This window comes from Kandleria vitulina DSM 20405, from assembly GCF_000702065.1.
Classification (GTDB): Bacteria; Bacillota_I; Bacilli_A; order Erysipelotrichales; family Coprobacillaceae; genus Kandleria; species Kandleria vitulina.
Genome location: NZ_KL370857.1, coordinates 88,039 through 100,707, shown reverse-complemented (window position 1 = coordinate 100,707; position 12,669 = coordinate 88,039). Strand labels below are relative to the sequence as shown.

At 34.0% G+C, this 12,669-nt stretch carries 17 protein-coding genes and 1 riboswitch; of the genes, 4 read left to right on the top strand and 13 right to left on the bottom strand.

Translation table 11 applies throughout. The features are described from left to right. Nucleotides 1-8: 8 nt before the first annotated feature. The 7 genes from T513_RS0110195 to T513_RS0110165 form a co-directional block, all read right to left on the bottom strand. Entirely contained in the window at nucleotides 9-323 is a 315-nt protein-coding gene (locus T513_RS0110195; protein ID WP_029071485.1) for an AzlD domain-containing protein, read from the bottom strand. Further along, nucleotides 320-1,015 carry an AzlC family ABC transporter permease gene (locus T513_RS0110190; RefSeq protein ID WP_031590017.1) on the bottom strand — a complete coding sequence of 232 codons (696 nt, stop codon included), beginning with the start codon at nucleotides 1,013-1,015 and terminating at the stop codon, nucleotides 320-322. Before T513_RS0110190 ends, T513_RS0110195 begins: the two co-directional genes overlap by 4 nt. Before the next feature lie 52 nt (nucleotides 1,016-1,067). Further along, nucleotides 1,068-1,721, bottom strand: a complete 654-nt coding sequence (locus T513_RS0110185) for an HAD family hydrolase (protein WP_031590016.1) — start codon at nucleotides 1,719-1,721, stop codon at nucleotides 1,068-1,070. Nucleotides 1,722-1,748: 27 nt separating this feature from the next. Next, the gene (locus T513_RS11570; RefSeq protein WP_035877134.1) at nucleotides 1,749-4,214 is read right to left on the bottom strand and encodes a coiled-coil domain-containing protein; all 2,466 of its coding nucleotides are present in this window, start codon (nucleotides 4,212-4,214) and stop codon (nucleotides 1,749-1,751) included. 108 nt (nucleotides 4,215-4,322) lie between these two features. Next, nucleotides 4,323-4,790, bottom strand: a complete 468-nt coding sequence (locus T513_RS0110175; RefSeq protein ID WP_029071482.1) for a hypothetical protein — start codon at nucleotides 4,788-4,790, stop codon at nucleotides 4,323-4,325. 61 nt (nucleotides 4,791-4,851) lie between these two features. Next, nucleotides 4,852-5,202: a hypothetical protein gene (locus tag T513_RS0110170; protein ID WP_029072697.1), complete on the bottom strand. Its 351-nt coding sequence runs from the start codon at nucleotides 5,200-5,202 to the stop codon at nucleotides 4,852-4,854. Nucleotides 5,203-5,218: 16 nt separating this feature from the next. Continuing rightward, entirely contained in the window at nucleotides 5,219-6,043 is an 825-nt protein-coding gene (locus tag T513_RS0110165; protein WP_051654442.1) for a DNA/RNA non-specific endonuclease, read from the bottom strand. A gap of 212 nt (nucleotides 6,044-6,255) precedes the next feature. Between T513_RS0110165 and T513_RS0110160 the strand changes: the two genes are divergently transcribed. Together T513_RS0110160 and T513_RS0110155 are read left to right on the top strand one after the other, a co-directional pair. Beyond that, entirely contained in the window at nucleotides 6,256-6,597 is a 342-nt protein-coding gene (locus T513_RS0110160) for a PadR family transcriptional regulator (protein ID WP_029071480.1), read from the top strand. 141 nt (nucleotides 6,598-6,738) lie between these two features. After that, complete coding sequence (locus tag T513_RS0110155; protein ID WP_029071479.1) at nucleotides 6,739-7,086, top strand: hypothetical protein; 348 nt, start codon at nucleotides 6,739-6,741, stop codon at nucleotides 7,084-7,086. A 28-nt stretch (nucleotides 7,087-7,114) separates the two neighbouring features. Here T513_RS0110155 and T513_RS0110150 read toward each other — a convergent pair whose 3' ends face one another. Together T513_RS0110150 and T513_RS0110145 are read right to left on the bottom strand one after the other, a co-directional pair. Then, nucleotides 7,115-7,672: a hypothetical protein gene (locus T513_RS0110150; protein ID WP_029071478.1), complete on the bottom strand. Its 558-nt coding sequence runs from the start codon at nucleotides 7,670-7,672 to the stop codon at nucleotides 7,115-7,117. Nucleotides 7,673-7,681: 9 nt separating this feature from the next. Beyond that, nucleotides 7,682-7,873, bottom strand: coding sequence for a hypothetical protein (locus tag T513_RS0110145; protein ID WP_029071477.1), 192 nt, complete (start codon nucleotides 7,871-7,873; stop codon nucleotides 7,682-7,684). A 108-nt stretch (nucleotides 7,874-7,981) separates the two neighbouring features. On the opposite strand from T513_RS0110145, the gene T513_RS0110140 reads away from it, so the two are divergent. Further along, entirely contained in the window at nucleotides 7,982-8,605 is a 624-nt protein-coding gene (locus T513_RS0110140; RefSeq protein WP_031590011.1) for a hypothetical protein, read from the top strand. A 167-nt stretch (nucleotides 8,606-8,772) separates the two neighbouring features. After that, nucleotides 8,773-9,240 (top strand): C40 family peptidase, encoded by a 468-nt coding sequence (locus tag T513_RS11565; RefSeq protein ID WP_051550692.1) that lies wholly within the window; start codon nucleotides 8,773-8,775, stop codon nucleotides 9,238-9,240. A gap of 55 nt (nucleotides 9,241-9,295) precedes the next feature. Here T513_RS11565 and T513_RS0110130 read toward each other — a convergent pair whose 3' ends face one another. The 4 genes from T513_RS0110130 to T513_RS0110115 form a co-directional block, all read right to left on the bottom strand. Beyond that, nucleotides 9,296-10,006, bottom strand: a complete 711-nt coding sequence (locus tag T513_RS0110130) for a metallophosphoesterase family protein (RefSeq protein WP_031590008.1) — start codon at nucleotides 10,004-10,006, stop codon at nucleotides 9,296-9,298. Nucleotides 10,007-10,062: 56 nt separating this feature from the next. Continuing rightward, the gene (locus tag T513_RS0110125; RefSeq protein ID WP_029071474.1) at nucleotides 10,063-10,491 is read right to left on the bottom strand and encodes an HD domain-containing protein; all 429 of its coding nucleotides are present in this window, start codon (nucleotides 10,489-10,491) and stop codon (nucleotides 10,063-10,065) included. Between the two features lie 65 nt (nucleotides 10,492-10,556). Next, nucleotides 10,557-10,835 (bottom strand): glutaredoxin family protein, encoded by a 279-nt coding sequence (locus T513_RS0110120; protein ID WP_029071473.1) that lies wholly within the window; start codon nucleotides 10,833-10,835, stop codon nucleotides 10,557-10,559. A 45-nt stretch (nucleotides 10,836-10,880) separates the two neighbouring features. Continuing rightward, the gene (locus T513_RS0110115; protein WP_051654441.1) at nucleotides 10,881-12,359 is read right to left on the bottom strand and encodes an alanine/glycine:cation symporter family protein; all 1,479 of its coding nucleotides are present in this window, start codon (nucleotides 12,357-12,359) and stop codon (nucleotides 10,881-10,883) included. Between the two features lie 115 nt (nucleotides 12,360-12,474). Continuing rightward, nucleotides 12,475-12,567, bottom strand: a riboswitch (glycine riboswitch). Nucleotides 12,568-12,669: the final 102 nt, after the last annotated feature.

Below are 12,669 nucleotides of genomic sequence, written 5' to 3'. Positions count from 1 at the left end.
ATCTCACCTTAATGTATATAAGTCATAATCAAATATGCCACGTAACAAGCAATCATGCCTGATACAGCTACGAATATGAGACTCTTATTGCGAAATGCAAAATAGAAAGCGACAGTGGCACCCGCAAGTGATTCATAAAGATGAGGAGTCGCATGAAAAATACCTGGGAATGTCAAGGCACCAAGAGCTGCATAAGGCAGATAATAAAGCAAGGATTGAAGATATGGTGATTCAATTTTCTTGCGATAAAATGTAAGTGGCAGAAATCTTGGAATATAGCTAAAAGCCGCCATAATCAATACTCCAATTAAATAGTAGATCATACATTCTCCTCCTTTGGATAAAGCTTAGCACCAACTGCGGCAGAAATAAGTATGGATGTGATCAACTTAAATCCATCTCCCATAAATGCAAAAAGTGGTACGTAGTGCAATAGACAATGCAATGCAACTGATAACACAACAACGATTGCAACCTCTTTTGATTTACGTGAAGGAGGTACAATAAGCGCTAAGAACATGCCGTATAAAGCAATACCCATAGCTCCTTGTACGCTTGCTGGCAACAGATCCATAATAAGTTCACCACATAATGAACCCAATCCCCACCCTAAAAATGGTAGTGTCATCAGCCCCGCCATATAGGAAAAAGTAAGTGGCTGGGACTCTAGACTGGCAATGGCGAATGTTTCATCGGTTACGACAAATGAGATGAGAAGACGTTGTAATGTTGTCATCTTTTCTTCAATCTTCTGGGAAAGAGAAAGTGACATTAAGAAATAGCGGGCATTGATCATTAATAATGTTAACGCAATTTCAAAGTATGTGGATTGACTTAACATTAAGTTCACTCCCGCAAACTGCCCTGAAGATGTAACGTTTGTAAAAGAAATCAATGTTGCAAGTCCAAGGGGCAACTGATGTGAGACGCATAGTACGCCAAAAGAAAATGAGACTGGGAAATAGCCTAATGCAATAGGAATTCCCTTTTTTAATCCTGTTTTATATGTAAGCATAATTATTCACCTGTATAAAATATAGAGGAAAAGCATCTATTATGCAAGAATCTTATTTCACCATTTCTAACACATCTTCTAAAGAAGGGACAACCGCAATGAGATGCTCTTCTTTCATTTCACTTAAATCAATAAGATCAGGTACTCCAATGACATCAATGCCAGCGGCATTGGCTGCTTTGATACCGTTTTTTGAGTCTTCTAATACAACGCATTCTTCTGCTTGATGATTGTATAAAGAAAGAGCCCTCAGATATATATCTGGATTGGGTTTAGAGTATTTGACATGATCACCACAGACTTTCTTATCAATCCAATGCGAAAGATGTCCTTTCGCAAGGGCTCTTTCTACTCCTTCTTCAAAAGTAGAAGAAACAAGGATGATATCATAATCATGTTCATATAAATAAGAAAGCAGCTTTTCTGCACCTTTCTTTTGTTTTAAGTCATGATTTTTTAGATAGTCTTTAAGCATAAGTGCTTTTTCTTCTTCATGGCGATTAAGAAAATCTGGATCACCAGTCATCTCTTTAGCAATCATTCTTGCCTGATCACCCGATGTTCCAATTACTTTGGTGATAAGGTCTTCATGTTCATTGAGATGATATTTATCAAAGATCTTATGCCAGAGTTTTACATGTAAAGCTTCTGTATCTAAAAGCAGTCCGTCCATATCAAATAAAAATACGTTTTTATTTTTTAGCATACTTTTCTCCTTTAAAAAGAAGGAATCTTATTCAGATTCCTTCTTATCAATGATTCCTTCAAATTGAGGATTATAAATGAGACGATCTTCTTCTTCATTTAATAATTCCTGATATTTGATATTTAATTCATTATAGCCTTTTACAAGACCATTGTATTTATTCTGGAATAATTCCAATGCGCCAATGTAGTCATCCATCTTATCTGTAACATGGTCAAAGGCACCTTGTACTCTTGCCAATGAAGATCTGATCTTCTTGTTTTCTTCATCAATGGCCTGTTTTTCTTCAGTGATCTGTGAATAACGAGATTTGATGTTTTCAAGTTCTTCTTTAAGAACAGGGTTTTCCTGCTTGAAGGCATCAACTTGTTCACCTAGAAGAGATACTTCACTTCTAAGTTTCTGATTCATTTCTCTAAAGCGCATATTGTTCTTGGCAGCTTCTTTGTTGCCTTCTTCCAATTTAACATTTTCATTCTTTAATTCTTCATTTTCTGTCTTTAATGAATCATTTTCTTTTGATAATGCTTCGTTTTCTTCTTTAAGTTTAGCATTTTCACTGTCAAGTTTAGGCTGACGTACTTTAAATGCCTCATTATCCTTAGATAACTCTTCATTTTTAGACATAAGTGATGTATTCACGCTTACAAGAGAAGCATTCTTATTCTTAAGATCCGCATTCTCTTTCTTTAATTCTGGAACCTGCTGGTTGAAGGCCTTGTTGGCTTCTTCCAATGTTTCATTAATAGATTTTAACTCTCTATTGTCGCTATCGAACTTATGGTTCACTTCAGCCAATGACTGATTTTCTTCTGCCATACGCTCAATATTGCTCATAGCAGCAGTCTTTTCTTCTTCTAATGTAGAAACCTGGTTTTCTAATGTTTCATTTTCTGCTTCTAATTTAAGCTTTAAGGCATTAAGATCCTGTGTTTCTTTAGATAATTCTTCATTCTGACTTCTTAATAATGAAAGCGCAGCTTCTTGTTTTTCTTTTTCCTGAGATAAAGACAGATTATTATTCTGTAAAGCTTCTACTTCTGCTTTTAACGCATCCAATGTATCAAGCTGTTTATGTCTTTCTTCTTCTAAAGCTGTTTTTGCAAGAGTCAATGATTCTACTGCCTCTTCCTGTTCTTTCTTTTCATCAAGCAATGAAAGATTGCGACTCTTTAATGTTTCTTTTTCTTCTTCAAGAGCCTTTAATTCTTCTGTTGCCTTTAATACATCTTTACGAGCAGTTTCTAATTCTTCATTTGCTTTTTCTGCATTAGCTTTAATCTCTTCATAGTCATTTTCTAATGCACTATATTTATCCTGCACTTCTCTTAATGAACGCAATTCTTCCTTATTAGCTCTCACAATCTGATCAAGCATTGTGTTCTTTAACTTTAATGCATTGTTTTCTGAAGTAATCTTAGCAACATTCTCCATTAATTCAGTATTCTTGACAACTGTTGCTTCAGCACTCTCTTTCATTCTTTCCATTTCTTCATGGGCAGAACTCTTAGATTCATTTAATTTTGCGTTTTCTTCTTTTAATGTAGAAATCTGTTCTCCAAGATTTGTCATTTCTTCAGTAGCTAAACGCTTATCTGTCATAAGTTTATCGTTATCTACTTTTAAAGTGGACATTTCATTTTCTAATGAAGTTAACAGTTCATCTACACTTTCTTTATCCGAAGATAGTTTTTCTTTTTCTTCTTTTAAGGAGGCTAACTCCTGTTCTAATGAAGCTAATGCATCATTTGTATGTTGCTTTTCTTCATTTAATGATGAAAGTTCTTTTTCTAATTGAGATAGACTTTCACTAGACTGTGTATATTTTACAGATAAAGATTCTTTTTCTTCTTTCAAACTAGCAACTTCTGACTGTAAAGCTGATAAAGATTCACTTGCTTTCACATTTTCAGATGAAAGTGACTCATTTTCTTCTTTTAATGAAGAAACAGTACTTTCTAATTCAGACACTGTTTCACTTGTGTGACTTTGTGAAGATGTAAGTTTATCATAATCTTCCTTTAATGAAGAAAGCTGTTCTTCTAATGAAGCACTCTTCTTTAAGGCTTCTTCTTTTTCTTCTTCAAGGGAAGAAATCTTTGATGTAGCCTCACTATTAGTAGACTTGGCATCATCATAGCTTGCCTTTAGACTATCAGTTTCTTTGTATAAAGAATCATACTGATCCTTTAATGACTGGACCTGATTTTCTAATGATTTAAGCTGTTCATCTTTTGATGCATTTTCTTTTTTTAATATATCCAAGGAAGCTTCATCTATTTTTGGCTCATTCTTAAGAGACTCATATTCTCCTCTAAGATTTTGTACTTCAGCTCTTAAATCCTTATTTGAGTTCTCTAAAAGCGCCTTATCATCTTCTAATCTCTTATTGGCAGCTTTCAGGATATCATTCTGTTGCTTAACTTCCTGTACTTTTTTAGTAATATCTTTAAGACGTGCTCTAATCTTTGTTTCAAAATCTTCTGGTGCCATAATGAGTTCCTCCTCTTATTTTTAACCTATTTACCATAAAGTTAGATTCATTATATCAAATAATCCATTAATAATCAAAAAAGACTCTTATTGAAATAAAAGCAGTGATCATCGATTAAATTCATCTTCCGTCCATCGTCTTAATAGAAGCGAACCGCTGGTATCCTGCTTTTTAGGCTCAAAACGATAGGCTTCGCCTACGCTCTTTTTTAGATTGTAGAAATCAGACATGAGTTCATCTTTTAATGTGTGCATTGAAATATGACTTGTCCACTCATAGATCATATGTCTAATTGTTTCATTGCCTTCTTTATATAATTGAATAAGTCGGAAGATGCATTCTGTAGATGTAATTCTAATTTCTACAATATCATAATCATTTAGAACGAGAAAAATGTATGTCAATAATGTAAAGACATCACTGTAGCGTTTCTCCTTCATAAGAAGGGGGATATGCTTTTCCATAAATTCATAGAAATCATGATGAAATTTCAAAGATTTCTTAAAATCTAATTGAAACGGATATTTATTGAGTATCTCTTTTATCATTAATAAATACTGATCAATTGTTTTCATACACTCCCTCCTTTCTCTTTATTATATCAATAATAATGCATTCTTCCTACAAAAATTGATTTTAGTATTTCAATACATAGCGTACATGACTATGCAAAGAGGTAAAATGTTCTGGACATTGATTATGTTTCATATTAACAAGAAAAGAAGTCGTCTTGCCCCCCTTCCTTAAAATCAGATAAATCTGATGACATTTTCTTTTGATCATATAAGATCCCTGATCTTTTACATGAAATTGCTGGTGTGAAACAATACCTGACTTGTAGTAATCTTTTCCAAAATATAGATATCTCTCACTCCCCTCAATAACACTTGTATAATAATGAAATCTTATTAGCTGCTTCACCTGTTTAGCAGGATCTTGAATAAGACTAAATGCGATCAATACACAAAATAAAAGCAGCCCAATCATAAAACGTTTCCCCATATTATTTTACTTCACTTGTCCCATCTTCATAATGAATTGTAATGCCTGGCTGCACATTATAGCAATAGACACAAAACTGTATTTCCTGATCCTCAACGGATTTCCCTTCTAGCAGCACACCTTTTGCGAGTAGCTGATTGTCCTTATAAATAGGCGTAACCCTATACAAGACATGATGTGCAGTTCTTTTTATATAAGTTGCAACCTTGTTCTCCCATGGCAGCATTCCCTTTATATTAAGATAGCGTGTTCCTGTCATAAGATTCTTCCTATTGGCATTTTCAGCACCAATCTCATAAGCAATCAGGTGACAGCGATTATAAAGATAACCAGCAGGGTTATCAGAATCCCTGATTTCCTCATATCTTCTTTGATGCCATCCTGTTGGCTTTACCATCCCAATACTCTTTCTTTTCTCTTTAGGTAAAGTAGACATAGATGCATTAATAAATGCTTTCTGAACTCTTCCTAGATGATCTAAAGAAGAATATTCTTCAAAGTTCCCTTTACTATAATCTTCTTTACTAAAGAAAGGTTTATTATCATGAATAGTGACATAGGCCTTCCCATTAAAAGAAGGAACCCCCTCTAATGTATAGCTTTCCTGATGAAAACAATAAGGACACTCTTTATATCCTAATAGTTCACATAGAATACGCATGCTTTCTTTCTTGTGAGAAAAAAGATGCTCACAGTATTCACTTTGATGAAAATAGCTTCCTCCTTCATTGTAGAAAACCATCTGCATTTCTTTTACATCATGAAAAAGAAGTCCACCTATCATGATCATCAATGATAAAATTCCCGTTAAAAGTTTTTTCTTCATAAATCTCACCTTGACGTATTCTAATACATCTTCATTAAAAATACCATAAATAAACGTACTTCTATCTACTTGATAAACAATGTATTACTATATTAAAAAGCTAGTCTTTAAATAAAATTTTAAATATTATTCTTTTCACTATTATAATGACAAAGATTTTACTATAATATATTTATACAAATAAAATATAAAAAAGAATTGGAGGAAGAAATATGGCAAAACGTGTCAGTAAGTTTTTTAAGCTTGAAATGGTTCTTCTAAAGATCCTTCAAAACAAAGACAGATACGGTTATGAAATCGTACAGCTGTTGACGGAAGCATCGAATGGAAGAATCAACATTGCGGAAGGTACAATGTATCCTATTCTCTATAAGCTACTTGAAAGTGGTCAGATTACAGGGAAAAAGGTTTTAGTAGGGAAACGCCAAACTCGAATCTACTATCACATTGAACCTGAAGGATTAGAATATCTTAAGAAACTTGAAGGTGAATACAATGCTTTCAAAGAAGGCGTAGATCACCTTATTGCAGAAGTAAACAAGGGTACTTACTAGTTCCTGTTAACACAATTAACAATAGTTCTTCATTTATTCATTGTTTTTTATTAATTCTGTTAACACTTGATTCCATTTTCTTGAACAATTTGTCACAATCAATTATTGTGTAGGTGTCAAAAGAAAGGACGGTACAGAATTATGGATTATAAAACAATTGTAAGAAAGTCTCAGGAATCATATAATAGATTTTTCAATGATATTCACTATCTTCCTAAAGAAGAAGAAATCAGCGATATTACTATAGATATTGAAAACATGCAGGATAAGATTGCAGCAAAAGCTGCACAGGCTAAAGGTCATATCGCTTATCTTGAACAGGTGAAAAAAGAGATTGAAGATCAGGCAAAAGCTTCTGAAGAAGGTATATTTACTAACGAACATAAGGACACAGAAGCAAAGCTTAATAAGATGTATGATGAATATGTAGAAGCAAATAAGAAACTATTTGCTTTACAGACTAAGATTGGTAAATTATTACATAAATAAAAAGAAGAGGAATGCATCCCTCTTCTTTTTATTTTGTCTTTAAATCAATGTATTCAACACATATGTAAAGGTTATGAATGGTATGTGAAAGTGTCTTATGATATTGCTTGTATTGTATTTCATTATCCTTTACATATTGTGTGAATAAACGGAAACTAGCATTGTTTTCTTTTAGCGAATTGATGAGTGCATTATGCATATCATCAAGAAAACTGCGTAATCTTTTTAAAAGATGTATAAGCTCCATCAGTGATTCAGTATTCTGATCTTTGAGAAGCTCTTTCCAGATTATGCCTAAATCATTAAGATGTTCGCTAAATCTTGTATACTCTTTAAATGTCTGATAGCTGTTCTCCCTATTTTCTACTGGAGAGAAGAGACTATGGGCATAAGCATTTCCATTTTCGACATGACTCATGCATGCTTCAAAGACAGGAAAGATTTCAATATCCTTTCCTTGATTTCCCATAATAAGACAATCTGCAACACATGTCCATACAAAATATAAAGCATCATAGCCTGTCTGTCTTTTTTTAAAGAATTGATCAAACCCATTAATCAGTTCCTGATACGCACTTTTTTTCATTTTAGCCTCCTACTCTTTTACAAGTAGTAAATCTTCAAACTTTTTTCCTTCATCCATTGCTTTCTTTAAATCATCGATCGTTAATAGTACACGATCTCCTTCTTCATTTTCAATTTCCAATCCTTCGAATTCTTCGATATCTTCTTCTGTATCATCTTCATCAATTAGATTGAAATATTCTAGTATTTCTTTATTTGACATAATAATACCTCCTCTTCTATCTTACCATGTTCTACTAAAAAGTTCATCTACATGACATATTTTAGGATATAATATAGATAGACCTAAAAAGAAGGGAACGATATATTTATGATATTTGATATTATCCAGACAAAGTCTGGAAAGTATGATGCTGAATTTGAAATCAAGGATAAGAATTGTGAACCCCTTGGTTCTATCTCTTTTAAAGGTGGAGATTTAAAAAAAGGTACATTTACCATTCATTTTAAAGATAAAACCTATCACATGTCTGAAACTGTAATGGAGAAAAATGATGAAGTTGTTCTTTTTCCCTATACAATCTTAGCTGATGATAAAGAGACAGCTACCCTTTATCAGACTGAACAGGTTGAAGAACAGGCTACTTTCTATAAGCTACATACAGATAATCATGTTTATTCTCTATACTCTACACATTTTGGTAAAAGAGATACCGCATTGAATCTTTATGATGAAGAAAAGCAGATTGCTCAGCTTGAATTTGATTATGAGGTAGATGGTGAATACAAATATACTTATCATGTTTACGGTCTTGATCAGGATGATGTAGCTATTTCTTCAATATTCTTCTGCATGTATTATTACATTCTCCATGATTATCTTCCTGGTGATGAAGCACCGCGCATAAGAAATTATTCTAATAAGGTCAACGAGTGGCTTTATAGTAAATATAACCCTCATTTTATAAGTCATATAACTCAGGGAACACGATAGTGTTCCTTGCGTTTTTATTTCTATATACATAATAAATTTATATTGAATTTATCATATAAAATTTATCTTAACAATTTCTTAAGATTTTCTTAATTCTGTTGTTGACATTCTACTAGTTTTTATGAGATACTCTTCTTGTAAATTTTTTTGGAGAAGGACTAGACCATATGAAACACTTAAAGAAATTATCATTAATATTAGTAGTGTTGACAATGTTTGTCGCACCTTATAGCTTTAAGCGTATTAAGGCAAATGCTGCTAGCCAAGCTATTGTAGAAGTCGCAAAAAGTAAGATCGGATGCCGTTATGTATATGGTTCTGGTCATTCAATGAGTGCTGTTATGAATAAAGATCAGAGTACATTTGACTGTTCAAGTTTTGTCAGCTGGGTATATTACCAGTCAGGATATAACATTGGTGTACAGACAACTCAGACATTAAAGAATGTCGGTACTTATGTTTCTTATTCTGAATTAAAACCTGGGGATATCATGTTATTCCCTCATCACACTGGTATTTATGTCGGTAATGGAAAAATGATCCATGCCCCTCAAACTGGTGAATCAGTAAAAATCGTAGAGATTTCAGCACGTCGTAGATCACGTTTTATCATGGGACGTAGAATTGGCGCTTAATGAGAGAATTTATTCTCTCTTTTTTTATACTTGAAAACGCCATCATAAGATGGCGCTATTCTATGTCTTCTACAATGATTTCATCATCAAGAGTCAATATTTCCTGATAGAGAATCTGATATTTGAGATCTATAAGCTGGTCTCTGTGATAATGTCCACAGAACCATTTTCTAAATTTAAGAATATGACATATATGTTCAAAGAAATCTGTCAGATGATCTCTTTCTTTAAGATTAGGAATTTTTTCCTGTATTGATGTTGGTAGACAATGCGTAATCACATAGTCCACTTTATTGTCAGCTAAGATAAGATTAATTAATGCTTCTTTATATTCTGCTTCACTAGGAAGCTCTTCTTTCCACCACGATTTTCCTTCTAGACGAATAAACTTATCAACCGAGGTTGCTCCTCCCATTGTAAAAAAGAGCTTGTCATCAATGGAAAAAATCTGTCCTCGCATAAGATGATAGATGGTATCTCTTATACGATGCACCTTACCCCCATGCCATAAGGCTTCAGGATAATCATTCATCAATCTTTCAAAGTTTTCATGATTCCCATCTACAAATAATGTTGTATAGGGCTGGGTATCTAAAAAATCAAGCCAGTAGGCTTCTTCTTCATTTTCTCCTTCATAATCCCAAATTAATCCGAAGTCCCCACAGATGATTAAATAGTCTCCCTCTTTGACCTTCTTCATGAAACTCTCATCTTTTAATTTAGAAATATCAATATCTCCGTGTATGTCTCCTGTTACATAAATCATCGCATTAATTCCTCTTCAATAACTCTAGAATATCATATTTTAGATAAAGAAGATAGCTACTTACGATGAAGTGTCTCAGAAATCGCTACAATCTTATCCGCTACTACAAGAATATAGCTCTCTTTGTAGCGTGGCAATTTAAGAGTTAATGGAAACATATGTTTTCTAATCATATCTTTCTCAATATCAGTAAGATAATAATCTTCCGAAGCATTTTCTAACGCAATATGAGGATGCTTAAAACCATGTAGACCATGTCCTGGCTCATGCCAATCATATAGAAAATAATCATGCAAAAGAGCTCCTCTGACAAGTGCGCGTTCATTAACACGAACAGGAAGATAATCCGCAATTTTTAGGCACATATTTGTCACATTTAGTTCATGTTCATAGACACTTACACGTCCATGCTGAAGGAAATGCTTTTGTCTTTGATAATTATGAGTACTGATAATATCATGACCGTATTCACTAATTCTTTGCATAAACTCTCCTCTTTTTCTCTAAGATTACCATATTAAAGACAAAAAGAAAAGAGCACATAGTGCTCTTAATTGATTGCATAATCCAATACTTTTTTTACATTCTCTTTGATATCGTCATATGTCATTCCAATATGCGCTTCAAAGATTTTTTCACCATCTACAAAGAAAGAAGGAACTGCCCAATAATCATATTGATCCGCAATAGAAGGCTGTTCATTTTCTTCAATCTTAGTAATTTCTAATGATTGATAAAGCGTATTGTCTGCCATCAGTTCTTCTAAGGCCATATGTGCTTTTGCACAATAACCGCAGTCAGTGAGATAAAACATAGTAATCTTTTTCATGATGATATCCTCCTGTCTTCATCGTACAGGATTTATCCGATAGAATCAAAAGATACGCTTCTGTTTTCTATAAATTAAATCATAGATAGTATATTTTCTTCTTCTAATTTCAATATCCTTTTTAGCTGCAAAGAAATCTTTTGTTTCTTTCACAACAACACCATTTAATGCAAAGATTGCGATCATATTAGGAATAGCCATCAAGCCATTAAAAATATCCGCGATTGTCCATACTGCACTTACAGTTAAATATGGACCAACAAAAACAGCAAGGATATAGAGATAACGGAAAACCTTCAATGGCTTCTTATTTCCTCCTGTTAAATATTCTAAACATCTTTCACTATAATAATCCCATCCTAGAATAGTAGTGAACGCAAAGAATACAAGACAGATCATTAATATAAACGCAGATACCTGTGCTGAGAATGGCAATCCTTTAGCAAAGGCATATGATGTAACTTCAACACCTTCAAGACCTTTGACTTGCCATGCTCCTGTCAAGACGATAGAAATACCAGTCATTGTACAAATAACAATTGTATCAATAAATGTACCTGTCATAGAAACAAGTCCCTGACAAACTGGTTCTTTAGTCTGAGCAGCGGCTGCCGCAATAGGTGCACTTCCTAGACCTGCTTCATTAGAAAAGATTCCTCTCGCAATACCTTTCTGCATAACAATGATCATGCTGCCGATTGCACCACCAGTTACAGCACGAGGATTAAACGCTCCCGCAATAATTGTCGCAACTGCTTCTGGTACTTTAGAAATGTTGCAGATGATAAGTACTACTACTGATAATATATAAATAACTGCCATAAATGGCACAACAATCTGTGAAACCTGTGAGATTCTTTTTAGTCCCCCAATGAGTACTAATCCCACACATAATGATAATACAATGGATGCAATTACTACTGAAATTGAGTAAGATCCTACACCTGGAATAGTGACAAGATGAGCACTGTTTGGATCAAAGAAATTCTTTACTGCACTTGAAATCCCATTGACCTGAGAGAATGTTCCAATTCCAAATAATCCAACACAAACTCCAAAAAACGCAAACATTTTAGCAAGCCATTTCCATGATGTTCCCATACCTTTTTCAATATAATAGAAAGGTCCACCTAAAGCATGTCCTGTTTCAGGATCCACACTACGATACTTTACTGCCAATAGCCCTTCTGCATACTTAGTAGCCATTCCAAAGAACGCTGCCGCAATAATCCAGAATACTGCACCTGGTCCCCCAGCCCCAACGGCTGTCGCAACACCTACAATATTTCCTGTCCCAATTGTCGCAGAAAGTGCTGTACATAATGCCGCAAAGCTTGAGACTTCCCCTTCGCCTTCTGCTTCATTATGAAACATCCACTTCAATGCCAATGGCAACTTGAAGAACTGCAAGAAATTTAATTTTACTGTTAAAAGCAATCCCCCACATAAGATCAGTACCATTAATGGTACACCCCACACAAATTCATCGATTCTCTGCAAAAGCAGATTAATTGCACTCCACATATTTTTTACCCCTTTTCTTTTATGGTCACTCTAAAAGAAAAACCGGGTCTACTGACCCGGTTGTACGTAAAAACAATGTTAACCTGTTAAGTTTTTTTCTATATCTTAAAAGATTAGCATGTTCTCTGTCCTTTTGCCTGAGAGATTCTATACTTGCGTATATTGCCCCTTCGGCACCCGAGTATCGGACTTCTCCAGAGTTGCGATCCATCTACGGTTTTCATTCCAGTGAATACCTGAGAGTGTTACTCCTTCGGTAGACTTTCGTCTTTTCCCGTAAGACTTCTTTTCGCTATGCTCTTTTACTATA

Excerpts from the sequence above, each read along its gene's own strand:
- T513_RS0110195 (WP_029071485.1), bottom strand. The coding sequence starts at position 323 with ATGATCTACTATTTAATTGGAGTATTGATTATGGCGGCTTTTAGCTAT.
- T513_RS0110190 (WP_031590017.1), bottom strand. The coding sequence starts at position 1,015 with ATGCTTACATATAAAACAGGATTAAAAAAGGGAATTCCTATTGCATTA.
- T513_RS0110185 (WP_031590016.1), bottom strand. The coding sequence starts at position 1,721 with ATGCTAAAAAATAAAAACGTATTTTTATTTGATATGGACGGACTGCTT.
- T513_RS11570 (WP_035877134.1), bottom strand. The coding sequence starts at position 4,214 with ATGGCACCAGAAGATTTTGAAACAAAGATTAGAGCACGTCTTAAAGAT.
- T513_RS0110175 (WP_029071482.1), bottom strand. The coding sequence starts at position 4,790 with ATGAAAACAATTGATCAGTATTTATTAATGATAAAAGAGATACTCAAT.
- T513_RS0110170 (WP_029072697.1), bottom strand. The coding sequence starts at position 5,202 with ATGATTGGGCTGCTTTTATTTTGTGTATTGATCGCATTTAGTCTTATT.
- T513_RS0110165 (WP_051654442.1), bottom strand. The coding sequence starts at position 6,043 with ATGAAGAAAAAACTTTTAACGGGAATTTTATCATTGATGATCATGATA.
- T513_RS0110160 (WP_029071480.1), top strand. The coding sequence starts at position 6,256 with ATGGCAAAACGTGTCAGTAAGTTTTTTAAGCTTGAAATGGTTCTTCTA.
- T513_RS0110155 (WP_029071479.1), top strand. The coding sequence starts at position 6,739 with ATGGATTATAAAACAATTGTAAGAAAGTCTCAGGAATCATATAATAGA.
- T513_RS0110150 (WP_029071478.1), bottom strand. The coding sequence starts at position 7,672 with ATGAAAAAAAGTGCGTATCAGGAACTGATTAATGGGTTTGATCAATTC.
- T513_RS0110145 (WP_029071477.1), bottom strand. The coding sequence starts at position 7,873 with ATGTCAAATAAAGAAATACTAGAATATTTCAATCTAATTGATGAAGAT.
- T513_RS0110140 (WP_031590011.1), top strand. The coding sequence starts at position 7,982 with ATGATATTTGATATTATCCAGACAAAGTCTGGAAAGTATGATGCTGAA.
- T513_RS11565 (WP_051550692.1), top strand. The coding sequence starts at position 8,773 with ATGAAACACTTAAAGAAATTATCATTAATATTAGTAGTGTTGACAATG.
- T513_RS0110130 (WP_031590008.1), bottom strand. The coding sequence starts at position 10,006 with ATGATTTATGTAACAGGAGACATACACGGAGATATTGATATTTCTAAA.
- T513_RS0110125 (WP_029071474.1), bottom strand. The coding sequence starts at position 10,491 with ATGCAAAGAATTAGTGAATACGGTCATGATATTATCAGTACTCATAAT.
- T513_RS0110120 (WP_029071473.1), bottom strand. The coding sequence starts at position 10,835 with ATGAAAAAGATTACTATGTTTTATCTCACTGACTGCGGTTATTGTGCA.
- T513_RS0110115 (WP_051654441.1), bottom strand. The coding sequence starts at position 12,359 with ATGTGGAGTGCAATTAATCTGCTTTTGCAGAGAATCGATGAATTTGTG.